The organism is Mesorhizobium sp. M0074, assembly GCF_040322975.1.
Classification (GTDB): domain Bacteria; phylum Pseudomonadota; class Alphaproteobacteria; order Rhizobiales; family Rhizobiaceae; genus Mesorhizobium.
This window is the reverse complement of sequence record NZ_JAMYUM010000028.1, coordinates 64,195-88,020: the sequence shown is the minus strand read 5'-3', so window position 1 is coordinate 88,020 and position 23,826 is coordinate 64,195. Positions and strand designations below refer to the sequence as shown.

Here is a 23,826-nt window from a genome sequence, read left to right as displayed (position 1 = left end):
TCAAGGGCCACGCCATGCCGAAAAATGGCAAGGCGGAAGAGCCAAAGAAGATCAATGTCGCGCTGCAAGGCGGCGGTTCGCACGGGGCGTTTTCCTGGGGCGTGCTCGATCGGCTGCTCGAGGACGGGCGCCTCGACATAACGGCGGTTTCGGGCACCAGCGCCGGCGCCATGAATGCCGTGGCGCTGGCCGACGGCTTTGTCCGCGGCGGTGTCGAGGGCGCGCGGCGGAAGCTCGACGATTTCTGGCGTGCGGTGGCGGCAAAGGGCCGCTTCAGCCCGGTACAGCGCATGCCTTGGGACGTCGCCTGGGGCAATTGGTCGATCGAGAACACGCCCGGCTATTTCCTGTTCGATACGATGTCTCGGGTATTTTCGCCCTATGTCGCCAATCCGCTCGCCATCAATCCGCTGCGCGACGTGGTCGAACGTGAGATCGATTTCGACAATGTGCGCGCCTGCAAGTCGATGGAACTGTTCATTTCCGCTACCAATGTCGAGACCGGCCAGTTGCGGGTCTTCTCGGACGGCGAGATCGACCTCGACACGGTGATGGCGTCGGCCTGCTTGCCGCAATTGTTCCGTGCCGTCGAGATCAAGGGCGTGCCCTATTGGGATGGCGGTTATGGCGGCAACCCGGCACTGTTCCCGTTCTTCAAGACGGCGGCCACCGAGGACGTGCTTTTGGTGCAGATCAATCCGGTGGTCCGCGAGGGAACGCCGAAGAGCGCCAATGAGATCCAGAACCGCATCGACGAGATCACCTTCAATGCCGGGCTGTTGCGCGAATTCCGCTCGATCGCCTTCGTCAAGGAACTGATCGCCGCCGGCCGATTGCCGCACGGCGAATATCGCGACATCCGCATGCACCGCATCGATGCCGACGAAGCGTTCAAGGATCTGTCGGCATCGTCCAAGGTCAATGCCGAATGGGCGTTCCTTGCCTATCTGCGCGACCTCGGCCGCACCGCAGCCAGTGATTGGCTGGAAGAAAATTATGACGCCGTCGGCAAGCGGCCGACGATCGATCTGTCCGGCGAACTCGACGACGGCTTGAAGCCGGTGCGCGGGCCGGCGCCGGGCCGGCGGGTCAAGGAATTTCTTGCGGCGCGCAAGCAGCCCGAGGCCGCCCGCCGTCCGGCCTAGCTGCTTCGCAAGCAGATGGCATTCGCAATCCGTCAATCATCCTGACACTTGCTGCCATACCGCTGTTTTGGCGATCAACAGCCGATGCTGCAGCCGCATCTTTGCGGACAAAGCAACAACCCATCAACTTTTCTGACTATATTGCGCTGCAACTTTGAGGTAGAAGCGCGCTTCGCCGATCACGGCAATTTGAATACGGCCTCGCGCGCACCCATATCGGCGACGCGCCCCAAGTAGAAGATGCGGCCTGGCCGAACCCCGCGCACTGGAAAAATGACGATGCCGAAATTCAGGTTTCACAAGCTTGCAGCCATTGTTGTGCTCATCGGGTTCGCCGGCTGGATGGCGACAGGCGAGTTCTCGTCCGTCGGCAGCGCGTCCGCCGACAACAAGCCCAAGGCAGGAGAGGTCGAGCAGCCCAAGGCGCCGTTACGCACGGTCGCGGTCATAACCCCGCCGCGGCGCACCTATGCACGCGCTATCCGCATTTCCGGACTGACCGAAGCCGATAAGCGCGCCGTCCTGGCGACACGCGTCGCCGGCGTCATCGACAAGCTGCCGGTCAAGCAGGGTCAGCACGTCAAGACCGGCGACCTCATCCTGATGCTTGCCGCCGAGGAAAAGATCTCGGCGGTCGACAACGCCAAGCAGCTTGTCGTGCAACGTGAGGCCGAGCTGGCTGCGGCCCTGCGGCTGATGAAAACCGGCAATCTGCCCAAGCTGCAGCTCGATACGGCCCGTTCCAACCTGACGCTGGCCAAGTCGCAACTGGACGCAGCGCAAGCCGAGCTCGACCGCAACGAGGTGAAGGCGCCCTTCGACGGCGTCATCGACCGGGTGCCGGTGGAGCTTGGCAGTTCCGTCATGCAGGGCGGCGAGGTGGCGACCATTCTCAAGCTCGATCCGGTGATCGCACGCGGCGAAGTCAGCGAACGCGATCTCGGCTATCTGAAGATCGGTGACGAAGCCAATGTGCGCCTGGTCAGTGGCCAGACCGTCAAGGGTACGGTGCGCTACATCAGCCGGGATGCATCTTCGGCAACCCGTACCTTTCGGGTTGAAGTCGCTATCCCCAATGCCGATGGGTCCGTACCGGCCGGCATGACGGCAGAAATTGCGCTCAGCGCCCAGCCGACCGACGCCGTGATGCTGCCGCGATCGGTGGTGACGCTCGGCGACAAGGGCGACCTCGGCATCCGCGCCGTCGACAAGGACGACAAGGTCGTGTTCTTCCCGATCGATCTAGTCGACGACACGCCAACCGGCCTGGTGCTCGGCGGCATTGCGGCCGACGCCCGCATTGTCGTCGCCGGCCAGGAGCTGGTGAAGGAAGGCGAGGTGGTCAAGCCGGTCGCAGCCGACCAGGCGACCATTCAAAAGCTGTTGGGCGAAGCGACGGCCGGGACGCAGTAATCATGGACATCGTCAAACTTGCTATCAGCAATGCCCGGCTGACCATTGCGGTCCTGGTCTTTCTCATCCTTGCCGGTGCGGTCGCCTACCAGTCGACGCCGAAGGAAGCGGAACCGGATGTTCCGATTCCGATGATGTATGTCAGCCTGATCTACCAGGGCATCTCGCCGGAAGACTCCGAGCGCCTCCTGCTGCGGCCGATGGAAGCCAAGCTGAAGAGCCTGAAAGGCCTCAAGGAGATGCGCTCGGCCGCCTTCCAGGGCGGCGGTTATGTGCTGGTCGAATTCCAGCCACAGACGGATCTCGCCACCGCGCTGCAGGACACGCGCAGCAAGGTGCAGGACGGCAAGGCCGACCTGCCGCAAGCGGCTGAGGAGCCCGTGGTCTCCGAGGTCAACATCTCCGAGTTCCCCGTCCTGGTCGTGACGCTGTCGGGCGAGGTGCCCGAGCGCGTGCTGACGGCGGCGGCGCGCGAGCTGCGCGACCGCATCGAGGAAGTGCCTGGCGTGCTCGAGGGCTCGCTGCAGGGTGCGCGCGACGACCTCGTCGAAGTTGTCATCGATCCGATGAAGCTGTCTTCCTACGGGCTGCAGCTCGACCAGTTGATCGGTGCGGTCGGCGCTTCCAACAGTCTTGTCGCCGCCGGCAACATCGAAGGATCCGAGGGCAAATACGCGGTCAAGGTGCCCTCGCTTATCGAGACGCCAGAGGATGTGGCGGCGCTGCCGGTCGTCGCCGGCCCCAATGCGGTGGTGCAGGCCAAGGACATTGCCACCATCCGCTCCACATTCAAGGACGCCGAGACGGTCACCCGCCTCGACGGCAAGCCGGCGATCGCCATCGAGGTGAAGAAGCGCATCGGCTCCAACCTGATCGATACGATTGGCAAGGTCAGGGAGGTGTCCGACGCCTTCATCAAGACGATGCCGGAGGGCATGCACGTCACCTACACGCAAGACAAGTCCGTCTTCGTGAACCAGTTGCTCGGCGACCTGCAGAACCACGTGATGATCGCCGTCATCCTGGTGTTCATCGTCATTCTCTACGCGCTGTCTGGCCGTGCCTCGCTGCTGATCGGATTGGCCATCCCCTCGTCCTTCCTGATCGGCATCCTGTTGCTGGCAATGATGGGCTACACGATCAACATGATCGTGCTGTTCAGCCTCATCCTGGCGGTCGGCATGCTGGTCGACGACGCCATCATCGTCACCGAATTCGCCGAGCGACGCATGAGCGAGGGCATGCCGAAGGAGCAAGCGTTCGCGCTTGCCGCCAAGCGCATGGCCGGCCCGGTCATCGCGGCGACGATGACGCGCATTGCCGCCTTCTCGCCGCTGTTGTTCTGGCCGGGCATTATCGGCGACTTCATGAAATACATGCCGATCACGCTGATCGTGACGCTCTCGGCCTCGATGCTCTATGCGCTGGTCTTCGCGCCGACGCTGGGCGCGATATTTGCCAAGGCGCCGGCCCATCACCCCGACGACAATCGCGACGGCTGGTACATGGCCGTGGTCAAGCAGGCGGTGCATTATCCCATCACCGTGCTTGTCCTCACTGTGGCGCTGTTGTTCGGCGTCGGCTACGCCTATTCGAAATTCGGTGCCGGCGTCGAATTCTTCCCGAATGTCGAGCCTGACTACGGCCTGCTCTATGTCCACGCCCGCGGCAATCTTTCGCTTGCCGAAATGGACGCGGCCACCAAGACCGCGGAAAATCGACTGCTCGGTTGGCCGGGCGTGAAGTCTGTCTATACCCGTGTCGGCAAGACGCAGGGCGGCGGCCAGGATGTTCCGGAAGACGTGGTTGGCGTGATCCAGTACGAATTCGTCGACTGGCGCGAGCGTAAATCGGCGAACTCAATCCTGGACGAACTGCGCGGCGTTATGGCCGGCATTCCCGGTGTCGACGTCGAGGTTCGCGTGCCGGAAGCCGGCCCGCCTACCGGCAAGCCGATCCAGATCAGGCTTTCGGCCGTCGATCCGAAGGGCCTTGACGACAAGGCCCGCGCCGTCGCCGCGCGCATAGCCAAGGTGCCCGGCGTCATCGATATTTCCGACGGCCTGGCGCCGCCCGGCGTCGACTGGGCGCTCGAGGTCGATCGCGCCAAGGCGGCGCAGTACGGCATCAGCCCGACTGCGGTCGGAACGGTGGTGCAACTGGTGACCAACGGGCTGAAGCTCAGCGAATACCGGCCCGCTGGCGCCGACGATGCAGTCGACATCAGGCTGCGCCTGCCCGAGGATCGGCGCACGCTGTCGACGCTCGACGAACTCAGGGTGCAGACCGCTCAAGGCTCGGTGCCGATCTCGAACTTCGTCGTGCGCAAGCCGGAGCCGACGGTCGGTATCCTCAACCGCATCGACGGTGCGCGAACGGTCGTCGTCCAGGCCAACGTCGCTGCCGGCGCCCAGGTGGCTGCCGTCCAGCAGGAGGTCACCAAAGCTGTCGCCGACATGAACCTCGGCAGCGGCATTCGCTGGAAGCTTGCCGGTTCGAATGAGGACAGCGCAGAGGCCGGTGCCTTCCTCAGCAAAGCCTTCGGTGCGGCGATCTTCCTGATCTTCATCGTGCTTCTGGCGCAGTTCAACAAGTTCACCAGCGTCTGGCTGGTGCTGTCCTGCGTGGTCATGGCGACGATCGGCGTGTTCCTCGGGCTGCTGCTGACGGGAGAGGCATTCGGCATCGTCATGTCGGGCATCGGTGTCATCGCGCTGGCCGGGGTGGTGGTGAACAACAACATCGTGCTGATCGACACCTATGACCGGTTGCGCGAAGAGGGCTGGGACAAATACGAAGCCGTTCTGCAGACCTGCCGCGAACGTGCCCGTCCGGTGGTGCTGACGGCGGTGTCGGCGATCCTCGGCGTGCTGCCGATTGCTTTCGGCCTCGGCCTCGAAATCTTCCATCACGAGACGACGATCAACGCGCCGTCGACGCAATGGTGGATTTCGCTGTCTTCGGCGATCGTCTTCGGGCTGTCCTTCGCCACCGTGCTGACGCTGGTGGTGACGCCGTCGATGCTGATGGTGTTTACTCGCGCCAAGGTCAAACCCGGTGCGCGTCGTGGCTGGTTCAGTCGCCTGTTGGGGCGTCGAAAGGCCGAAATCCCGTCGAAAGGCCTGGACGCCGATCTGGGTGCCGAACCGGCGATCGCCTTCCCGAAGGCCGCCGAATAGAGTCCGGATCGCCATCCTGATCAAGCAAAGGCCGCCCGGGAACAATGGGCGGCCTTCTGCATTGTTCCGTCATTGCAACCTCAAAGCGAGGATTTTCTGATGACGATCAGCACCATTCTCATCATTATCCTTATTCTTATTCTGATCGGCGCGGTTCCGGCATGGCCGCATTCCCGGTCCTGGGGTTACGGACCATCCGGCATCGTCGGCGTCATCCTGATCGTTGTCCTGGTGCTGCTGTTAATGGGCCGGATCTGAGCGCAACCTTCCTCCCGAACAGCGGCGGATGACCATCAGGCCATCCGCCTTTTTTAAGTTCCTTGTTGGGCAGCTTTTTGCGTCGTCTTGATCGTGGCGATGCCGATATCCTCAAGCGCTTCCGACACTGCATCTTCCAGCGGCGTGTGCGGGATCGTACCGATAACGCTTTCCAGCCTGCCCGAAACCAGCCGGTGCGGCTCGAAGCGGAGATAGGACATCGAAACGATCTCGCGCCACATCGCCACGAACGGGCTGCCGGCGCGCAGCACCCACCACGGCATCGACGTCAGCTTCAGCGTGCGTCCGAGCGCCTTCTCCGCGGCCGCCTTGATGTCCAGATCGGTCACCGCATGGCCAGGAAAGTTCAGCGCCTCGTAGGAGCCGAGCTTGTCGAGACTGTCAGCCAGCCCGACGAAGGCCTTGGCCAAGTCGCGCAGATAGGCCCATTCATGCACGAGATCGACCGGCCCTGGGGCGGTATAGACGCCCTTGGTCATCTTGGCGGCAACAACCAGATCGAACCACGATCCGCTGCCGGTACCACCGAAGAAATCACCGGCGCGCAGCAAGATCGTGCGCACCCGACCCGCGTCGGCCTCGCGGCGAAACAGATCTTCCATGGCGACGCGGATGCGGCCCTTTTCCGTCGTCGGGCGAAACGGCGTGTCTTCGGCGATCACCGCCGGCATCTGCGAACCGTAATTGTAGACGGTGCCCGGGAAGAGATGCAGCGCGCCGTTCGCCCGGCAGGCAGCCATCACATTCTCGGCCATCGGCAGGCATTTGCTCCAGTCGGTGTAGAGCGGGTTGAGGCCGTTGAAAATGATATCGACGCCTTCGGTCGCGCGGATCAGCGCAGCACGGTCGAGCGCGTCGCCGGCGATCGCCGTAGCGCCTTTGAGCTCGGCCGGCACCTTGCCGCTGCGGGTGACAGCGCGGACATCGTAGCCGGCATCGAGGAAGGCCATGGCGACCGTGCGGCCGAGGCGGCCATTGGCGCCGAGAATTGCGATCGTGGTCATTGTTCGTCTCCGTGTTGCGTTACGACCCCAATATTGTATCTTCGCAAACGAATGAAAATTGACTATGATTGGCGATATGATATTCAATTTTGAATGGATATTGACTGGAACCTGATCAAGAGTTTCGTCACCGTGGCGGAGACCGGCAGCCTGTCGGCCGCCGCGCGAAAACTTGCCGCGAGCCAGCCGACGCTCGGCCGCCACATCACCGAGCTGGAACAGGCGCTCGGTGTCACGCTCTTCCGGCGCGGGCGGCGTGGCTACGCGCTCACGGAAGCGGGCAGCACGCTCTTTGAACGGGGCCGCGCGGTGAGCGAGCAGGCGAGCGCCTTTTCGCTGCTGGCGCTGGGATCGGTCGAGGCGATCGAGGGTACGGTGCGCATTGCCGCCAGCGAAGTGGTGGCGGCCTATGTGCTGCCGGAAATCACAGCGAGGCTTGGGTTCGAGGAGCCGGGCATCGAGGTCGAGATCGTCGCCTCGAACCAGGTCGAGAATCTGCTGCGTCGCGACGCCGATATCGCCATTCGCATGGTCAAGCCGGCGCAGAATGAGCTGGTCGCGCGCAAGGTGACCGACATTCCGCTCCGCGCCTGCGCGGCAAAATCCTATCTGGACCGGCGTGGCCGTCCGCGCGAGGCCCGCGATCTTGCCGGCCATGATCTGGTCGGCTTCGACCGCAGCGATGAGATCATTCGCGGCTTTGCCCAGTTCGGCGTCCCGCTCGCCCGCAATGCCTTCCGCTTCAGGACCGATAATCAGATCGTGCTGTGGGAAGCGGTGCGGGCGGGAAACGGCATCGGCTTTGGCCAGGAGCCGCTCGCCGACCGTGATCCGCTGGTCGAGACAGTGCTGCCGGGTCTCCCGCTGCCGACGCTGCCGGTGTGGCTGGCCATGCACCGCGACGTGCGTACCAGCGTGCGCATCCGCCGCGTCGCGGATTTCCTCTACGAAGAGTTCAAGCGCTATTCAGCCGGTGCAGGCTCGGCAGCGAATTCGGCGCGGTGAGCGAGGCCGGCCATCAACAGCACGACGACCAGCAGCCCGGAGAGTGCGACGAAGATCGGGCCGAAGCTCGAGTGCTCGGCGACGAAGCCGATCGCCGACGGCGCCACCAGAATGCCTGAGTAACCCATTGTTGTGACGACGCTCATGCCTGTGCCGGACGCCATGCCCTCCTGGTTGCCGCCGGCCGAAAAAATGATCGGCACCATGTTGGCAATGCCGAGGCCGCAAAAGGCGAAGGCGGCAATGGCCAGCCAAGGCGAGGGAGCCAGCCCGGCCACCAGCATGCCGGCAGCAGCGGCAAGGGCCGAGGCGCGCAATGTCGTAACGGCACCGAAACGGTTGCGGACGCCATCGCCGAGAAAGCGCATGATGGCCATGACTCCGGAAAAGGCGGCATAGGCCAGGCCTGCGATGGCAAGATCGGCGCCGAGCTCCTGCCTGAGATACAGCGCCGCCCAGTCGAGTACCGCACCTTCGGAGATCATCGTCAGCAGCGCCATCAGCCCAACCAGATAGACCAGCGGGTTTGCTGGCAGCGCGAATTTGTGATGCTCGGCGACTGGGTGCTTGTCCTCGGCGATCAGGTAGCGGATCGCGACGGCGATGACGGCAAAGGCAAGAGCCGTCACCACTGTCGCATGGGCGAGGTGACCGTAGTTCTGGATGGCGAAACCGCCCAAAGCGCCGCCAGCGAAACCGCCAAGACTCCAGAAGCCGTGCGAGGACGACATGATGGCACGGGACAGCCGCCGTTCGACTGCCACTGCGTTGGCATTCATGGCGACGTCCATGCCGCCGATCGAACCGCCGAAGATGAACATGGCGACGGCCGCAAGGGGCACGTTGGGGGCCAGAGCCACAACCAAAAGGCCGAAGCTGCCGGCAAGTCCGAACCAGCGCAGCACCGTGCGCGAGCCATGCTTCGAGATCAGATGGCCGCACCAGGTCATGGCAGTGACGGCGCCGGCACCGAACAACAGAATCAGCAAGCCGAGCGTGAACTTCGAAATGTCGAGTCGCGTCAGGAACACCGGGATCTGCGGCGCCCAACTGCCGGTCAGGAAGCCGTTGGAGAGGAAGATGCCGGCCACTGCCCAGCGTCCACGAATCGCGATCTGCGTGATTTTCTGCGCGTCCATCGGGTAGAATCCGGTCCGGAAATGGCGTTGCGCGGCAAATTAGATCGATTCAATTCACAGTCAAGCGCTCTTCGCCGAAAGTGCTTGGACCAGACGCTACGTCCTCTCGCGTCGGCCAACCACCTCGGCGGTCCACTCCGAAATCCCTACGACTCGGGATAAGGCGCGCCATCTTTGTGCACAAACCGGCCGTCAGCGTTGGTGCTCATCATGTCGATGTCGGAGCAGGTGGCGACGTCGTCGGGCCAGCGCGAACCGACTTCGAGATAGATCGCCATCGCGCCCGATTTATTGATCATGTGATGGCCGTTGCCTGATCCTTTCGGAAAGGCCGCGCAATCACCGGCGCGCAGCACCGTCTCGCCGGCATCTTCGACGAGCGTCAGCTCGCCTTCAAGCACGTAGACGAATTCGTCTTCGTGCGAATGCCAGTGGCGCTGGCTCGACCAGTTGCCCGGCGGCAGGCGCATGAGATTGATGCCGAAGTCGGTGAGCCCGCCTGCGTTGCCTAGCCGCTGCCGCACGCGTTCGGCACAGGGTGCATCGAACGGCGGTGGATAGGATGAGCCCTTGCGTACGGGCACCTCGGCAACGTCGATCTTAGGCACGGCGTCCTCCCCTAGTGATCCCTAGGGCGTCTTGCCTCGAACTCGGCCTTCTTGGCGTCGGAGGCTTCGATCTGGTTCAGTGCCTGCCACTCGGCATAGGGCATGCCGTAGATGATCTCGCGCGACTGTTCCTTGCTGAGTTCGACACCTTCGGCTTGCGCCGCATCGCGGTACCAGTTGGACAGGCAGTTGCGGCAGAAGCCGGCGAGGTTCATCAGGTCGATGTTCTGTACGTCGGAACGCTCGTGCAGATGCGCGACCAGCCGGCGGAAGGCAGCGGCTTCGAAATCGCGCTTTTGTTCTTCGCTGAGTTCGGTCATGTCATGTTGGCCTCCCTTGGGCCTCATCATACCGGCCCGGTGCGCGAGCCGAATATTTTCACCGCATGTATATCGGCACGTCGATCTATCGCGTCAACGATCGGCGCCAGCCGTTCGGCCCAGGCGAGGGCACCCTTGCGGTCGGCGATCAGGTCCTGGCGGACCTCGAGCAGCGCATGGGCAAAGCCGTTGACGATGGCATGCCTGAACATGGTATCGCCGCGCAGTGCGCCGTCATAGGGTTCGTTGTCGCCGACGATGAGGCTCTTGTCCTCGGCGAGCATGTCGATCAGCGGCCGCGCAACGCGGTCGTCCAGGTCCCACAATATGCCGGCGTGCCACGGCCGCACGAATCCCTGCATGGTCGGTGTGAAGGAATGCACCGAAAAGATGAAGGGTGCCCGCGCGGATGCTCGCGCCACAGAGGCGATCATGGCGCCGACGGCATCATGATAGGGGCGGTAAAAGCGGTCCAGCCGCCTTTCGCGCTCCTCCGGGGCCATGGGATAATTTCCCGGGATGACGGTGCCGTCATAGAGCTGGCGAATCAGCGTTGGATCGTCTTCGCCGCGATTGGGGTCGATCAGCAGTCGCGAAAAATTGGCAAGCACCGCCGGAACGCCGAGCAGACTTGCGAGTTCGCGGGTTACAGTCTCGACGCCGATGTCGTAGGCGATGTGGCGGTCGAACTCCGCCGCCGGCAGGCCGAGACTGCCATACTCCTCCGGCAGGTCGCGGCGGGCGTGATCGGCCAGAAGCACCATGCCGCGCTTGCGATCGCCTTCGACGATATCGAAAGGCGCGAAAACTGTGGATCGGGTCATTGGCGGGAAAGGTCTGTTCGCTGGCTTTCGGGGAGGTGGTATCGTCATTCCACGAAGAGAACGCTTGCGCAATGCCGTTGTTTGGCCACGGTTTCTGCCAAAAAACTGAGCAGGGGCGACCGCAAGCGCGCCAGAGCCTTCTAAATCGATTGGAATTGGACAGATCGGCGCGTTGACATGCGTACGGACTTTTCCGAAAAGGGGCGTTGAGAGATGCAAATGTGGTTCTTGAGGGGTTTCAGGATGGGTTTCGCCGGCAGGCTGCGTGTGCGCAACGCCTTGGCCATGCCGCTCCTGGTACCGGCCATGGGTCTTTTCGCGGTGATTTCGGCCTCGCCGGCACGGGCCGATTTCCGGGTCTGCAACGCCACGCAGAACCTGGTCGGTGTCGGCATCGGCTATCGCGCCAAAGCCGGCTGGATCACCGAAGGCTGGTGGCACATCGAAGGATCGAGCTGCAAGACGCTGATCGAGGGACCGTTGTCATCAAGGTTTTACTATCTTTATGCAGAAGACGCCGAGCGCGGCGGACGCTGGGATGGTCCGATCAACATGTGCGTGGCCGAAAAAGAGTTCAAGATCGCCGGCGTTACCGATTGCGTCGCCCGGGGCTTTCAGCGCGCCGGATTCCAGGAATATGACACGGGCGAGCAGGCAAGCTGGATGGTCCAGCTGACTGACGAGCCCGCAACGGATGGCGCTCCAGCCGCCCCGGGAACAAACAGTCAATGAGACGCAGCCGCAAGGTCAAGATCCTCGCCACCATCGGTCCGGCCTCCTCGTCCGAGGAGATGCTGAAGAAGCTGTTCGAAGCCGGCGCCGACGTGTTCCGCATCAATATGAGCCACACCGACCATGAATTGATGCGTACGCTTGTCGGCCGCATTCGTGCCGTCGAGGAGGCGGTCGGCCGGCCGATCGGCGTTCTCGCCGACCTGCAAGGGCCAAAGCTGCGCGTCGGCAAGTTCGCCAACGGCAAAGAGGTGCTGACCGTCGGTCAGACCTTCACGCTTGACGACAATCCCGAGCCCGGCAATTCGACGAGGGTCTACCTGCCGCATCCCGAAATCCTGCGTTCGGTCGAGGCTGGTCATCGCCTGCTGATCGACGACGGCAAGCTCGAGCTCAAGGCGGTCAGCAGCAACGGCAAGGCGATCGTCTGCACCGTCGTCGCCGGCACCACCATTTCCGACAAGAAGGGCGTCAGCCTGCCCGACACCGACCTGCCGGTCGGCGCGCTGACGGAAAAGGACCGCCGGGATCTCGACGCGGTTCTGGCGACCGGCGTCGACTGGGTGGCGCTGTCCTTCGTGCAGCGGCCCGAGGACCTGGCCGAAGCGCGCAAGATCGCACGCGGCCGGGCGCTGATCATGGCCAAGATCGAAAAGCCGCAGGCCGTCGCCCGGCTGGCCGAGATCATCGAGCTTTCGGATGCGCTGATGGTCGCCCGCGGCGATCTCGGCGTCGAGATGCCTCTCGAAGCCGTGCCTGGCATTCAGAAGCAGATCACCCGCGCCGCGCGCCGTGCCGGCAAGCCGGTGGTGGTCGCCACGCAGATGCTGGAATCGATGATCACCGCGCCGGTGCCGACGCGGGCCGAGGTGTCGGACGTGTCGATCGCCGTGTTTGAAGGCGCCGACGCGATCATGCTTTCGGCGGAGTCCGCCGCCGGCGCCTATCCGGTCGAGGCGGTGGCGATGATGAACCGGATCGCCACCAAGGTCGAAACCGACCCGACCTATGCCGGAATTATCAACGCGCAGCGCTCGGAACCGGAAGCGACCGGAGCCGACGCGATCTCGCTCGCCGCCCGCGAAATAGCCGAGACGCTGAAGCTGTCGGCGATCATCACCTATACCGCGTCCGGCACGACCGGCTTGCGCGCCGCGCGCGAGCGGCCGCAAGTGCCGATCGTGGCGCTGTCGCCGATCCTCAACACGGCGCGGCGGCTGTCGCTGTTGTGGGGCACGCATTGCGTCGTTTCTCCCGACGCCAGCGACCTCGACGACATGGTCGACCGCGCCTGCCGCATCGCCTTCGATGAAGGTTTCGGCAAGCCGGGCGACCGCGTCATCATCACGGCCGGCGTGCCGCTGAGGACGCCGGGCTCGACCAACATGTTGCGCATCGCCTATGTCGGATCGGAAGTCGGCCGCTAATGTCGGCCGCGGCTGCCGGACAGGCCGGCTGCATGGCGCGTCGTAAACACGGCGCCAGCCGGGCGCATCGACGGCAGTCGGGTTAGGATAGACGCCGAACTCCGCCAGCTTGCATCAGCCTGTGACCGGCCGTGAAGCGGTTCGAAGGCCCTATCCGACTTGAGCTGGAAGTCAGTTAAGGTAATCTCTCCTGGGAGAAAGAGGAGGGTGATCCAATGTGGATGCGCACTGATCTTCTGGAACTCCTCGGCATTGAGCACCCGATAATCCAGGCGCCGATGAGCGGCATCACCACGCCGGAACTGGCGGCGGCAGTCAGCAATGCCGGGGCGCTTGGCTCGCTCGGATGCGGCATTCTGCCTGCGGCGGCTATCCGCGAGCAGCTCACGGCGACACAGCACGCCACCAATCGTCCGATCAACGTCAACTTCTTTGCGCACCCGGCGCCGGCACGCGATGATGCGGCAGCCCAAAGTATGCGAGACCGCCTTCGCGGCTGCTATGAGGAGGTCGGCCTCGGACCGGTGCCCGAGCCGGGCGAGCCCTTCCCCACCTTCGATCGTGAGCGTCTCGAAATTGTGCTCGAGCTGCGCCCCAAGGTGGTCAGCTTCCACTTCGGTCTACCCGACACCGCAATTGTGCAGCAGTTGAAGGCGGCCGGCTGTACTGTCTTGTGTTCGGCCACCACCGTCTCGGAAGCGCGCCAGCTTGAGGCAGGAGGGGTGGACGCCATTATCGCCCAGGGATACGAGGCGGGTGGGCATCGCGGCACATTCACTGGCGACCCTGCTATCGGCACAGCCGGCACTATGGCACTCGTACCGCAGATTGTTGATGCCGTGCGGGTGCCTGTAATTGCCGCTGGCGGTATCTTCGACGGTCGCGGCATTGCTGCCAGCTTTGCACTTGGTGCATCTGGTGTGCAGATCGGCACGGCTTTCCTGGCCTGTCCTGAAGCCAATGTGCAGCCAGTCTATCGCGTAGCATTGCGCTCGGCCAACGACGAGAGCACGTCGGTGACTCGCTGCTTCACTGGCCGCCCAGCGCGCGTGGTGCGCAACCGGTTTGTGATGGAAATGGCTGGTGAGGGAGATGCAGCGTTGGCGTTTCCGCTGCAGGCGAGTCTGGTCATGCCGCTTTCGATGGCAAAGGATGAAAGCAAGCGGGCTGACTTTTTGCCTATTTGGGCCGGGCAGGGCGTTGCGAAGCTGCGGGAGATGCCGGCCGCCGCCTTTGTGGAGAAACTCGTCACGGAAGCAAGCGGCATAGATCGGGCCTATAGGGGAGTAGGGGAGTAGGGGAGTAGGGGAGTAGGGGAGTAGGGGAGTAGGGGAGTAGGGCGCATGTGTTCCACAGTGCAATCTGCACCTCTCACATACTACCTTGCTACCTTGCTCCCCTATTCCCCTACTCCCTTACTGGTCTCAAATGCCTTCGCCGGCAAGCTCCTCGGAAAGTGCGGCGACCTGGTCCTGGGCGCTGCGCATCATCGGATAGATGCCGAGCACGCGCTGCCAGGCCTCGAGTGCCGACTGCTTGTGGCCGGTTTCGGCCATGATCTGAGCCAGGCCGGAAAGCGCGCCGAAATGGCGTGGTTCGAGCTGCAGGGTGCGGTCGATGTCCGCCATCGACTTCCCGTAGTTCTTCATCATGAAATGAACAGTGGCGCGGCGGTTCCAGCCTTCCGCATAGGTCGGCTGCAAAGTCACCACCTGATCGAGGAAATCGAGTGCAACATCGAATTTCTGGTTTTCGATCGCCTTCTGCGACCATTGCATCATCAGGTCGATAGAGGCGCTGCCCGACTGGGACCACTCGCTGCCGATCCGTCCGGCGATGCGCTCGGCCGCCCTTTCATTGCGTTCGCGCTTGAGATCGGCAAACAGCTGATCGAGCCGCGCCTGTTTCGTCTTGACGACCGGAGGTGCTGTCGGCGGTGTTGTGGTCGGATCTTCAGCCCACGCCGGCAGCGAGACAGCGCCGGAAACGAGGAAAGCCGTGAAAAATGCAAAAAGAATCCGCATCGCGGGAATCTAGCCCCCGACGCCGGATCGTCAAACTGAATTTAGCGTGAGAGTCGTATCATGCGGACGGAGGCGCGCAGCCTCCGTCGAAAACTCAACCCTGGCGCGCCTTGTAGCGCGGCGCGGTCTTGTTGATGATGTAGATGCGGCCCTTGCGACGAACCAGCTGGTTGTCGCGGTGACGCGCCTTCAACGCCTTGAGCGAATTCTTGATCTTCATGGTCTTGCCCGTCGGTCTGGGCCCGGTCACGGGCCGAATTATTAAGGCGCGCCCACAGACGCGCCTTTGAACTGTGCGTGGCTCATAGACGAGGAGCGTTGCCCGTGTCAACCGCAAGCGCGTTGCCTAAACGATACGGACCGTTTCGTATCATCAAATATCCGCCACTGGCGTCTTGCGGCGTTGCGCAGGCTTGAGACGGCTGGAATGATGCGGTTGCGAATTGGAGATCGTCATGCGCCGAATTCTTGTGTCCGCCTGTCTTGTCGTCCTCGCGGCAGGTTCTGTTGCCTATGCGCAGGAATGCGACCGCAACGACGACAGCCAGCAGATGATGAACATCTGCGCCGACGCGGACTACAAATCCGCCGACGCCAAGCTCAACAAGGCCTACCAGGATCTCATCGGCGGAAGTGACGCAAAAGCCAGGAAGCTGTTGCAGACGGCGCAGCGCGCCTGGATCGCTTTTCGCGACGCGGAATGCAGCTATTCCGCCGCGGACAGCGAAGGCGGCTCGATCTATCCGATGCTGATATCGGAATGCCTGACGCGGCTGACCGACGATCGCACCAAGCAGCTCACCGTCGATTCGACCTGCGCGGAAGGCGATGTGAGCTGCGCCAGCCCCGACGAGGACGAGAGCGGCGAAATCCAGTAAGCGTAGGTTCTAACTTGTGTTTGAGCATGATCTTTTCCGAAAACCGGATTCCACTTTTCGCTAGCGCGGACCTTCGGTTCGGGATCATGCTCTAGCTGCGGCGGCTCACGCGCGTAAAATGGCCCATCTTGCGGCCGGGCCGCGCCTCGGCCTTGCCATAGAGGTGCAGCATCAGATCGGGCTCGGCGAGCAGCTCAGGAACGCGCCTGACATCGTCGCCGATAAGGTTTTCCATGACGCAGTCGAACCGCCGGGCGGGATTTCCCAGCGGCAGGCCGGCGACGGCGCGGATGTGCTGCTCGAATTGCGAGACGGTGCAGGCGGCCTCCGTCCAGTGGCCGGAATTGTGGACGCGCGGCGCTATCTCGTTGGCCAACAGCGAACCGTCGGCAAGGACAAAGAATTCGACGCCGATGACGCCGACATAGTCGAGCGCTGCAAGGATCTCTGCCGCCGCCGTTTGAGCCGCAGCCGCCGTCTCGGATTTTACTCCGGCCGGCAGCGTCGAGCTGTGAAGAATACCGTTGCGATGGACATTCCACGCTGGATCGTAGGCGGCGAGCGAGCCGTCGCTGCCGCGCGCGGCGATCACCGAAATCTCGCGCTCGAAGGTGACGAAGGATTCCAGGATCAACGGCACGTTGCCCATCGCCTCGCAAGTGCCGGCAAAGCCGCCTGTTTCTATGTTGCGGAAGACACGCTGGCCCTTGCCGTCATAGCCCATGCGGCGCGTCTTCAATATGCCGCTGCCGTTGAACTGTTTCAGCGCAGCCGTCAGTTCCTCGTCATTGTCGACGGGGCTGAAATCCGCGGTCGGTATGCCGATGCCGTTGAGGAATTTCTTTTCCGCTAGCCGGTCCTGCGCCACTTCCAGTGCGCGTGCCGGCGGATAGACCGGCACCGTAGAGGCAAGTGCCGCGGCGGCCGCGACCGGTACGTTCTCGAATTCATACGTAACGACGGCACTGGCCGCAGCCAGCTCGCTAAGCGCGGCCGCGTCGTCATAGGCGGCGACGATCTGCCGGTTGGCGACCTGTGCCGCCGGGCAATCCGGCTGCGGTTCCAGCACGACGATGCGGTAGCCGAGGCGGGCCGCGGCCATCGCCAGCATGCGGCCAAGCTGGCCGCCGCCGATGATGCCGATGCTCGATCCCGCCGGCAGGCTCACGGCGCATCCGTGGGCTCGGCGGCCACCTTGGCGGTCTGCGCGGCGCGCCAGCTATCCAGCCGGGCGGCGAGCTTTTCGTCGCTCAGCGCCAGCACCGCGGCGGCCAGAAGGGCAGCGTTGGCAGCGCCGGCCTTGCCGATGGCCAAAGTGCCGACCGGAATGCCGGCCGGCATCTGCACGATTGATAGCAGCGAGTCCTGGCCCGACAGCGTCTTTGATTCCACCGGCACGCCGAACACCGGCAGCGGCGTCATCGCCGCCGTCATGCCGGGCAGATGCGCCGCACCGCCGGCACCGGCGATGATCACCTTGTAGCCGGCCGCCTTGGCGCCCTTGGCGAAGTCATAGAGCCGGTCGGGCGTGCGGTGGGCCGAGACGATCAGGCGCTTGTGCGGAATTCCAAGCGCCTCAAGCGTTTCGGCGGCGTGGCGCATCGTCGCCCAGTCGGACTGGCTGCCCATGATGATGGCGACGTCGGCGCGGTGATCGTCCAAGCTTCTGCTCTCCGGCGGCAAAAGCGCGCATTAGCTGAAATCGAGGGGAGCCGCAAGGATGGCCGGAAACGGCAAAGCCGCTTGTGCCGTCTCCGTGGCTACGCACATGGACAGGGGCGGTCTGTCATCGGGCGGCCGCTGCTCGGAAGCGGTTGACGAAGTCGTCAAGTTCAGGCCGTTCGGTATCGGAAATCGCCCAGTAGGAAAAGGCGCTGTCGCTCCAGTGGACCAGCGAGAAGCCACCAGCAGAAAGATCGACCGGTCCGGCTGTCGAGCCGGTTTCCTCGGGCGCGGCGACGAGAGTGATCAGGTGCTCGCGGTGCCTGTAGACCAGTGCCGGCACTGGCTGGTCGGCGATCACCTCGACCCGACCGCCGAGCAACGCGAAGCCGTCACTGGCAAGATCAGGTGCCGGCGGCGACAGGCCGACCCTGCGATCCAGCCAGGGTTTGACCGTGTGCCGGTCCGACGAGACGACGTCCACGGGGCTGGCTGCCAGCAGGCTGCGGCGATGGCCGCTGGCGACCGCGGCGGCAAAGCTGTCGGGCGCCCTGCTCAGCATCATCCATTGCGTCGCGCCGCTGGCCAGCACGGCGGTAACGATGATCGACGCCGCCAGCGCGCGCCAGTCGAACGCGCCAAATCGGTGCACCGCTCTGTGTGCCGGCGGCACTCGAGCGGCGGGCGCCGGCGCCGGCAGCACTTTCTCCGTACCGGCTGTCCCGATTGCAGCGATGCGAGCCTTGAAATCCTCACGGACATCGAGCCTCGGCAGCCCGCTGACGACCGTCTGCAGCGCAGCGATGCGGGCATGCTCGGCGGCGAGCGCCGGATCGGCCGCGATGCGTCGCTCGACAGCCAATGCTGCTGCTGCGTCGAGCTCGCCATCGACCAAGGCATGGATCATCAGCTCCACGCCCGCCGGGTCATCGGGCAGTCCATCGTTGTGCGCGATCATGGCGCCCTCCCAAGTTGGGATATCAGCAGACCGCGCGCCCTCGCCAGCCGCGACATCACCGTGCCTAGCGGCACGCCAAGCAGCGTCGCGATCTCGCGATAGCTGAGGCCGTTGATGTCGCGCAGCACCACAGTCTCGCGAAATTGGTGCGGCAGCGCGGCGATCGCCGCCTCGAGTGCGGCCGTGTCGGCCTTGGCGATCAGGCTTGCCTCAGGACTATCCGTATCCGGCAGGCCGGCGCCATATGCAGCCGTCATGTCATCGAGGTCGCTCAGGTCGCCGACGGCGACGATACTGCGCGGCCGGTTGCGCGCCAGCCAGGAGTAAGAGGCGTTGCGCACGATCGCCAGCAGCCAGGCGCGCGCATTGCCGCCGGCATAGCCGGCGATGCCCGCATGCGCCTTCAAACAGGCCTCCTGCACCACATCCTCCGCGTCGGCGGCGTTGCCGGTCAGCCAGCGGGCAAGCGCAAGCGCATCCGCGAGATGGGGCAGAACCACCTCGCGAAAGCGCTCGGTCGCGGCCTCTTGGTTCAACACCGTCGCATCGCCCGGCATCCCGGGCAGAACCGTCCGAAAATCCTCACGGAGCGACGGTGATCCTGCCCTGCATGTGCGGGTGAAGCCCGCAGAAATAGGCATAGTCGCCCACTTTGGTGAAGGTGAAGGCATATGTGTCACCGGTGTCAAGCGCCTTGGAGCGAAACGAGACATCGTTGGCGACCACCAGATGCGGGATGTCGTCGTCATTCTCGAAGGTCACGGTAGTGCCCTGCTTTACCGTCAGCACCGCCGGTGTGAAGGCAAAGTTCTCGATCTTGACCATTGGCTGGTCAGCTGCGTTCAGTGGCATGGCAACCATTATCAGGATCGCCGCCAAACCGAACGTGACAGAGGATACGACCAAGACGCGGGATGGGAAGCGGATCATCGCATTTCCCCTCAGGCCAGCGTGCTGTCGATGATGGCGAGGTCCTGCCCGCCTTGCTTGACTGTCACGCTGCTTGTGCCGAGCAGGCTGCGCAACTGGCCGGCAGGTACCGTCATCGGCCCGGGTGAGGCTGCGGTGCCCGGCGCCGGTTGCGGGAAAGCGGTCGAGCGCGCGGTATGAAAGGTAACGTTGCCTTCGACCTTCTGCATGATCTGGTGGATATGGCCGTTGAGTACGGTGACAGAGCCGAAGCGCTTGAGCAGGGCCAAGGCCTGCGCCGCGTCGTCGGTGCCCCAGCCCCATTCGGGATAAACAGCCCATAGCGGAATGTGGGCAAAGACGACGATTGGCGTCGAGGCGGTGACCGCCTTCAGATCATCGGCCAACCATGCCAACTGGTCGGCGCCGAGATTGCCCAGCCCGCCAGCCTTCAGGTTGACGACGTTGACCAGCCCGATGAAATGGACGCCGTTCTGGTCGAACGAATACCAGCCAGCGCCCTTGGTGCCCTTGCCGTAGCGGTCGAGATAGGCCTGGCCATTGCCGTCATCGATCAGGTCGTGCTCACCGGGCACATAATGCACGTCGAAGCCTGCGCCGCCGATGATCTGGGCAGCGTTGTCGAACTGCGCGGCTTTCGACAAATGGGTGATGTCGCCGGTGTGGATCATGAAAGCGGGCTTTTGCGGCAACGCCTGGATCTTGCCGATGGCCTCCTTCAGCGTGTCGATGGCGTGCGGGTTGGCAGCCTTGTCGAAGCCGATGTGGCTGTCGGAGATCTGGAGGAAAGTGAAGCCGGTGGCCAAGGCCTCGGCGGCTTGCGACGCACCGAGCAGGCTGAGCGAAACCGGCACGCCGGCCGAAATTGTCCACAGCACTCCCGTGCCGGCCCAGATCATGCATTCCAGTGCATGACGGCGGCTGATGCCGTCAGCTTCATTGTCGTGGTGGTGGGTCATACCGGTCTCCTGCACGCCGGAAATGGCGTCTGTTTGGGAGACCAATGGGCGGGGTGGTTTATTCCGCCCGAAGACTAAAAGTTCATTCACACTGCCGTGATGGCGCACTGGCCCGATGCGAAGCCGGCGCTGGAAGGCACTGGCTCGACCACGCTCTGGCGATGTCTAGTCCGGCCAGCGCAGCGCTCCGGCGGACTGCTTGCGAGCGGGTTTCATCGCATCCGCGGGCCGATCGGCAGCACTCAACACCGCCCGCAGGCGTTCGGCAACGATCTCCGCCTCGCCGGGATGGAGATTGCACGGATCAAGGAAGAAGTGACCGCGCTCGACCTCGTGGTTGCGCACGAGCACGGGCGGCGAACCCGCCGCAAGCGCCGAGGCGAGGCCGGCGGCGGTGAAGCGGCTTTCCGGCGCAACAAACACCTGCAGGCGGTCGAGAGGATTTCCGGTCGGATCTGGAATGACACGTGCCTCGATGCCAGGCAGGCCCTGCAATGCGGTTTGCCACAGATGCAGTGCGGCTTCTTCCCGCTGGCGAATGCCGGCATGGTCGCGCCGCTCCCAGGCTTCCAGGGCCGCCATAGTGCCGGCAATGCTCTCCTTGCCGACTTTCATGGCGCGCGCAACGCCCCGGTTCTGGAGATAGGCGGCCCGTACCAGATCCTTGCGGCCGGCAACGATGCCGCTTGTCGGCCCTGAGAGAAATTTGTGCCCGCTGTAGACAACAATGTCGGCGCCGCGCGCCAGAAAGCCACGCAAATCGTATTCCGAGGCGGCGTCGACGATCACCGGCACGCCCTTGGCGTGGCAAATCTCGCAGAACTCCTCAAGCGAGAGCATGCCGTATTGCACGGTGTGGTGCGCAACGACGTAGAGGGCTGCCGCCGTCCGGTCCCGGATCGCCTCGGCAACATGATAATCCTGGGTGACGCTGACCGTGCCGGCAGGCACTGCCTTGGCTCCGGCAAGCCGGATCGACTGGTCGATCGGCGCGCCATAATTGACGATGTGACCAAGCTGAACGATGACCTCCGATTTGAGGCCCTCGGTGTCGTCCGGCAGCCGCTCGATCGCAAGAAGGCTGGTCCCGGTCATCGCGCCGGCAATCGCCATTGTTATGCCGCTGGCGCAGCATGCGGTGATGAAGCCGGCCTCGCCGCCGGTAAGGCGTGCAATCACCCTACTTGCGGCGCGCTGCAGATCGTCCATCTCGACCCATTGCGAGGCCATTTCCGACATTGCGGCAATCGCTTCTGGCACGATGATCGAAGCACCGAGTGCCGTCATCGTGCCGGAGACATTGATGATTGGGCGAAGGCCAAGCCGTTCGCGGATTGTCGTGTTGGAACGGTCAGCGGCATAGGTCGTCATCTCTGTAGATCCTGTTTAAGATTTCAGGCGGCGATCTCGACGACCGCCTCGATTTCAACTGTGATGTTGCCCGGCAGCGAGCCGACACCGATCGCGGAACGGGCATGTCCGCCAAGCGTATCAAAGACGGCCGCGAAAAGATCGGAACAGCCGTTCACCACCTTGGGGTGCTCGCTGAATGTCGGCGTCGCATTGACAAAGCCAAGCAGCTTGACGACGCGCACGATGCGGCCGAGGTCGCCGGCCGCCGCATGCATGACGGCGAGCAGGTTCAGGCCGGTCAGACGCGCATGCCCGTAGGCCTCTTCAACGCTGACATCCTCTCCGACCTTGCCGGTGCAGAGCGCGCCATCGGCGCGCAACGGCCCCTGGCCGGAGAGGAAGATCAGCCGTCCGCTCTCGGCATAGGTGACGAAGTTGGCGATGGGCTTCGGCGGCTCGGGCAGTGTCAGGCCCAATTCCGCGAGCCGGATGTAAGGCGTCATAAAAGCTCCTTGCGACAGCTTTCGCCGTCCGATGTCAAAAATGCGAGGCGCGAAACCGCGCCAGGAAACTGCGAAGGCGTTCATTGTCGAACCCCGCCGCCAGAATCTCGGCGGGTGGTCCGACGGCACTGACGCCGCCATCCGCCATGAAAACGATGCGGCTCGATGCGTCGCGCGCAAAAGCCATTTCATGCGTGACCATCAGCATCGTCATGCCGTCTTCGGCGAGGCTGCGCACGACCTCGAGCACCTCGCCAACCAGTTCGGGGTCGAGCGCCGAGGTTATCTCGTCGAGAAGCAATATCTTCGGCTCCATCGCCACGGCGCGGGCGATGCCGACGCGCTGCTGCTGGCCGCCGGAAAGCTCGGCCGGCAGACTGTCGGCTTTGTGGGCGAGGCCTACGCGGCCGAGCCAGTGCTCGGCAATGGTGCGGGCCTCGGCATTGCTCTTGCCGCGCACCTTGCGCAGGCCAAGCATGATGTTGCCGGCCGCAGTCAAATGCGGAAACAGATTGAAGCTCTGGAACACCATTCCGGTCTCGGCTCGCATCGCCGCCAGGTCGCGCTCGCTGCGTCGCTGGCGTGTTCCCGTCTCGCGATAGCCGACTTCTTTGCCGTCGATACGGATCGAGCCGCTGTCGTAGCTCTCCAGGAAGTTGACGCAGCGCAGTAGCGTGGTCTTGCCGCTGCCGGAGGGGCCGATGATAGTCACGACCTCGCCGCGTGTCACTTGCAGGCTGACGGAGCGCAGGACCTCGACGGATCCAAAGGCTTTGGAAACCTCGGTGACATCGAGAAGTGCCGGATTCTGGTGCGAGGCGTTGGACATCGTGCTATTCCCGGATGAAGGAGAAACGCCGCTCCAGGCGCCGGCTGGCCAAGGAGAGGGCGTAGTTGACGGCGAAGTAGACGAGCGCACCGAGAATGTAGAGTGGCATCGCCTCATAGGTGCGGCCGATGACCTGGTTGATTGCCTGCATGAGGTCGGTGATGCCGAGCAGCGAGACCAGCGCGCTGCCCTTCACCGCGTCGGTGACGCCATTGATCCAGGGTGGCAGGAAGCGCCTGAACGCCTGCGGAAAAATGACGTAGACCAGCCGCTGGCGAAAGGTCAGTCCGATCGCCATCGCCGCCTCGGACTGACCCTTGGGAATCGAGCCGACGGCGCCCCTGAGATACTCGACGACTTGTGCGGTCTTGAAGAGGGTGAGGGCGAACACGGCCGCCCAAAAGGATTCCAGATGCAGCCCCACCGCGGGCAGGCCGTAATAGACGAAGAAGATCAGCACCAGGATCGGAATGCCGCGTATGGTGTCGCTGAAGATGCGCACTGCCCAGCGCAGCGGAAAAGGACCATAGACAAGGCCGACGCCCATCAGCACGCCGGCGATGAGCGATAACACCACGACCAGCAGCGACACCCACAAGGTTACGGCAAAGCCTTCGGCGAGGAACGGCAAGGCGTAGATGATCTGGCTCAGCAT

26 protein-coding genes are annotated in these 23,826 nt (G+C 63.5%); 9 read left to right on the top strand and 17 right to left on the bottom strand.

The features are described from left to right. Window positions 1-14 precede the first annotated feature (14 nt). The 4 genes from NKJ73_RS29525 (at window position 15) to NKJ73_RS29510 (ending at window position 5,995) form a co-directional block, all read left to right on the top strand. Window positions 15-1,145, top strand: a complete 1,131-nt coding sequence (locus tag NKJ73_RS29525; RefSeq protein WP_352572011.1) for a patatin-like phospholipase family protein — start codon at window positions 15-17, stop codon at window positions 1,143-1,145. A 279-nt stretch (window positions 1,146-1,424) separates the two neighbouring features. Further along, entirely contained in the window at window positions 1,425-2,558 is a 1,134-nt protein-coding gene (locus NKJ73_RS29520) for an efflux RND transporter periplasmic adaptor subunit (protein ID WP_352572006.1), read from the top strand. 2 nt (window positions 2,559-2,560) lie between these two features. Next, the gene (locus tag NKJ73_RS29515) at window positions 2,561-5,737 is read left to right on the top strand and encodes an efflux RND transporter permease subunit (RefSeq protein WP_023678455.1); all 3,177 of its coding nucleotides are present in this window, start codon (window positions 2,561-2,563) and stop codon (window positions 5,735-5,737) included. Window positions 5,738-5,836: 99 nt separating this feature from the next. Further along, a complete protein-coding gene (locus tag NKJ73_RS29510) occupies window positions 5,837-5,995 on the top strand; it encodes a DUF3309 family protein (RefSeq protein ID WP_023678456.1) in 159 nt (52 codons plus the stop codon). 53 nt (window positions 5,996-6,048) lie between these two features. Here NKJ73_RS29510 and NKJ73_RS29505 read toward each other — a convergent pair whose 3' ends face one another. Next, window positions 6,049-7,020 carry an SDR family oxidoreductase gene (locus tag NKJ73_RS29505; RefSeq protein ID WP_352572005.1) on the bottom strand — a complete coding sequence of 324 codons (972 nt, stop codon included), beginning with the start codon at window positions 7,018-7,020 and terminating at the stop codon, window positions 6,049-6,051. Window positions 7,021-7,113: 93 nt separating this feature from the next. Between NKJ73_RS29505 and NKJ73_RS29500 the strand changes: the two genes are divergently transcribed. Continuing rightward, the gene (locus NKJ73_RS29500; RefSeq protein ID WP_352572004.1) at window positions 7,114-8,025 is read left to right on the top strand and encodes a LysR family transcriptional regulator; all 912 of its coding nucleotides are present in this window, start codon (window positions 7,114-7,116) and stop codon (window positions 8,023-8,025) included. On the opposite strand, the gene NKJ73_RS29495 is transcribed toward NKJ73_RS29500, so the two are convergent. The 4 genes from NKJ73_RS29495 to NKJ73_RS29480 all read right to left on the bottom strand — a co-directional run bounded on the left by NKJ73_RS29495 (window position 7,983) and on the right by NKJ73_RS29480 (window position 10,916). Next, complete coding sequence (locus tag NKJ73_RS29495) at window positions 7,983-9,164, bottom strand: MFS transporter (protein ID WP_352572003.1); 1,182 nt, start codon at window positions 9,162-9,164, stop codon at window positions 7,983-7,985. The genes NKJ73_RS29500 and NKJ73_RS29495 overlap by 43 nt on opposite strands. Before the next feature lie 146 nt (window positions 9,165-9,310). Beyond that, window positions 9,311-9,772, bottom strand: coding sequence for a cupin domain-containing protein (locus NKJ73_RS29490; RefSeq protein ID WP_352572002.1), 462 nt, complete (start codon window positions 9,770-9,772; stop codon window positions 9,311-9,313). 11 nt (window positions 9,773-9,783) lie between these two features. Further along, window positions 9,784-10,092, bottom strand: a complete 309-nt coding sequence (locus NKJ73_RS29485; RefSeq protein WP_352572001.1) for a DUF1244 domain-containing protein — start codon at window positions 10,090-10,092, stop codon at window positions 9,784-9,786. Between the two features lie 26 nt (window positions 10,093-10,118). After that, window positions 10,119-10,916, bottom strand: coding sequence for an N-formylglutamate amidohydrolase (locus tag NKJ73_RS29480; protein ID WP_352572000.1), 798 nt, complete (start codon window positions 10,914-10,916; stop codon window positions 10,119-10,121). A gap of 285 nt (window positions 10,917-11,201) precedes the next feature. Here NKJ73_RS29480 and NKJ73_RS29475 point away from each other — a divergent pair, with 285 nt between their 5' ends. The 3 genes from NKJ73_RS29475 (at window position 11,202) to NKJ73_RS29465 (ending at window position 14,373) form a co-directional block, all read left to right on the top strand. Further along, window positions 11,202-11,648 (top strand): DUF1036 domain-containing protein, encoded by a 447-nt coding sequence (locus tag NKJ73_RS29475; protein ID WP_502894514.1) that lies wholly within the window; start codon window positions 11,202-11,204, stop codon window positions 11,646-11,648. Beyond that, window positions 11,645-13,075 (top strand): pyruvate kinase, encoded by a 1,431-nt coding sequence (gene pyk / locus NKJ73_RS29470; RefSeq protein WP_352454861.1) that lies wholly within the window; start codon window positions 11,645-11,647, stop codon window positions 13,073-13,075. Before NKJ73_RS29475 ends, pyk begins: the two co-directional genes overlap by 4 nt. 215 nt (window positions 13,076-13,290) lie before the next feature. Beyond that, window positions 13,291-14,373: an NAD(P)H-dependent flavin oxidoreductase gene (locus NKJ73_RS29465; RefSeq protein ID WP_352571999.1), complete on the top strand. Its 1,083-nt coding sequence runs from the start codon at window positions 13,291-13,293 to the stop codon at window positions 14,371-14,373. 126 nt (window positions 14,374-14,499) lie between these two features. Here the strand turns inward: NKJ73_RS29465 and NKJ73_RS29460 are convergent, their stop codons facing one another. Together NKJ73_RS29460 and ykgO are read right to left on the bottom strand one after the other, a co-directional pair. Beyond that, window positions 14,500-15,099 (bottom strand): tetratricopeptide repeat protein, encoded by a 600-nt coding sequence (locus NKJ73_RS29460; RefSeq protein ID WP_352571998.1) that lies wholly within the window; start codon window positions 15,097-15,099, stop codon window positions 14,500-14,502. Between the two features lie 94 nt (window positions 15,100-15,193). Next, a complete protein-coding gene (gene ykgO, locus NKJ73_RS29455) occupies window positions 15,194-15,319 on the bottom strand; it encodes a type B 50S ribosomal protein L36 (RefSeq protein WP_006203764.1) in 126 nt (41 codons plus the stop codon). Window positions 15,320-15,554: 235 nt separating this feature from the next. Here ykgO and NKJ73_RS29450 point away from each other — a divergent pair, with 235 nt between their 5' ends. After that, a complete protein-coding gene (locus tag NKJ73_RS29450; protein WP_352571997.1) occupies window positions 15,555-15,977 on the top strand; it encodes a lysozyme inhibitor LprI family protein in 423 nt (140 codons plus the stop codon). Between the two features lie 91 nt (window positions 15,978-16,068). Here NKJ73_RS29450 and NKJ73_RS29445 read toward each other — a convergent pair whose 3' ends face one another. The 10 genes from NKJ73_RS29445 to NKJ73_RS29400 all read right to left on the bottom strand — a co-directional run bounded on the left by NKJ73_RS29445 (window position 16,069) and on the right by NKJ73_RS29400 (window position 23,826). Beyond that, entirely contained in the window at window positions 16,069-17,145 is a 1,077-nt protein-coding gene (locus NKJ73_RS29445; RefSeq protein WP_352571996.1) for a 5-(carboxyamino)imidazole ribonucleotide synthase, read from the bottom strand. Beyond that, window positions 17,142-17,639: a 5-(carboxyamino)imidazole ribonucleotide mutase gene (gene purE, locus NKJ73_RS29440; RefSeq protein WP_023678468.1), complete on the bottom strand. Its 498-nt coding sequence runs from the start codon at window positions 17,637-17,639 to the stop codon at window positions 17,142-17,144. The genes NKJ73_RS29445 and purE overlap by 4 nt, the downstream gene beginning before the upstream one ends. A gap of 124 nt (window positions 17,640-17,763) precedes the next feature. Next, a complete protein-coding gene (locus NKJ73_RS29435) occupies window positions 17,764-18,597 on the bottom strand; it encodes an anti-sigma factor family protein (protein WP_352571995.1) in 834 nt (277 codons plus the stop codon). Beyond that, window positions 18,594-19,154: a sigma-70 family RNA polymerase sigma factor gene (locus NKJ73_RS29430; protein ID WP_352817726.1), complete on the bottom strand. Its 561-nt coding sequence runs from the start codon at window positions 19,152-19,154 to the stop codon at window positions 18,594-18,596. Before NKJ73_RS29430 ends, NKJ73_RS29435 begins: the two co-directional genes overlap by 4 nt. Before the next feature lie 25 nt (window positions 19,155-19,179). Continuing rightward, window positions 19,180-19,449, bottom strand: a complete 270-nt coding sequence (locus NKJ73_RS29425; RefSeq protein WP_502899001.1) for a cupredoxin domain-containing protein — start codon at window positions 19,447-19,449, stop codon at window positions 19,180-19,182. A gap of 89 nt (window positions 19,450-19,538) precedes the next feature. Beyond that, window positions 19,539-20,486 (bottom strand): metallophosphoesterase family protein, encoded by a 948-nt coding sequence (locus tag NKJ73_RS29420; protein WP_023678472.1) that lies wholly within the window; start codon window positions 20,484-20,486, stop codon window positions 19,539-19,541. Window positions 20,487-20,651: 165 nt separating this feature from the next. After that, window positions 20,652-21,857, bottom strand: a complete 1,206-nt coding sequence (locus NKJ73_RS29415) for an aminotransferase class V-fold PLP-dependent enzyme (protein ID WP_352571993.1) — start codon at window positions 21,855-21,857, stop codon at window positions 20,652-20,654. A gap of 23 nt (window positions 21,858-21,880) precedes the next feature. Continuing rightward, window positions 21,881-22,342: a RidA family protein gene (locus tag NKJ73_RS29410; RefSeq protein WP_023678474.1), complete on the bottom strand. Its 462-nt coding sequence runs from the start codon at window positions 22,340-22,342 to the stop codon at window positions 21,881-21,883. A 34-nt stretch (window positions 22,343-22,376) separates the two neighbouring features. Beyond that, window positions 22,377-23,171 (bottom strand): amino acid ABC transporter ATP-binding protein, encoded by a 795-nt coding sequence (locus tag NKJ73_RS29405; RefSeq protein ID WP_023678475.1) that lies wholly within the window; start codon window positions 23,169-23,171, stop codon window positions 22,377-22,379. Between the two features lie 4 nt (window positions 23,172-23,175). Beyond that, window positions 23,176-23,826, bottom strand: a complete 651-nt coding sequence (locus tag NKJ73_RS29400; RefSeq protein ID WP_023678476.1) for an amino acid ABC transporter permease — start codon at window positions 23,824-23,826, stop codon at window positions 23,176-23,178.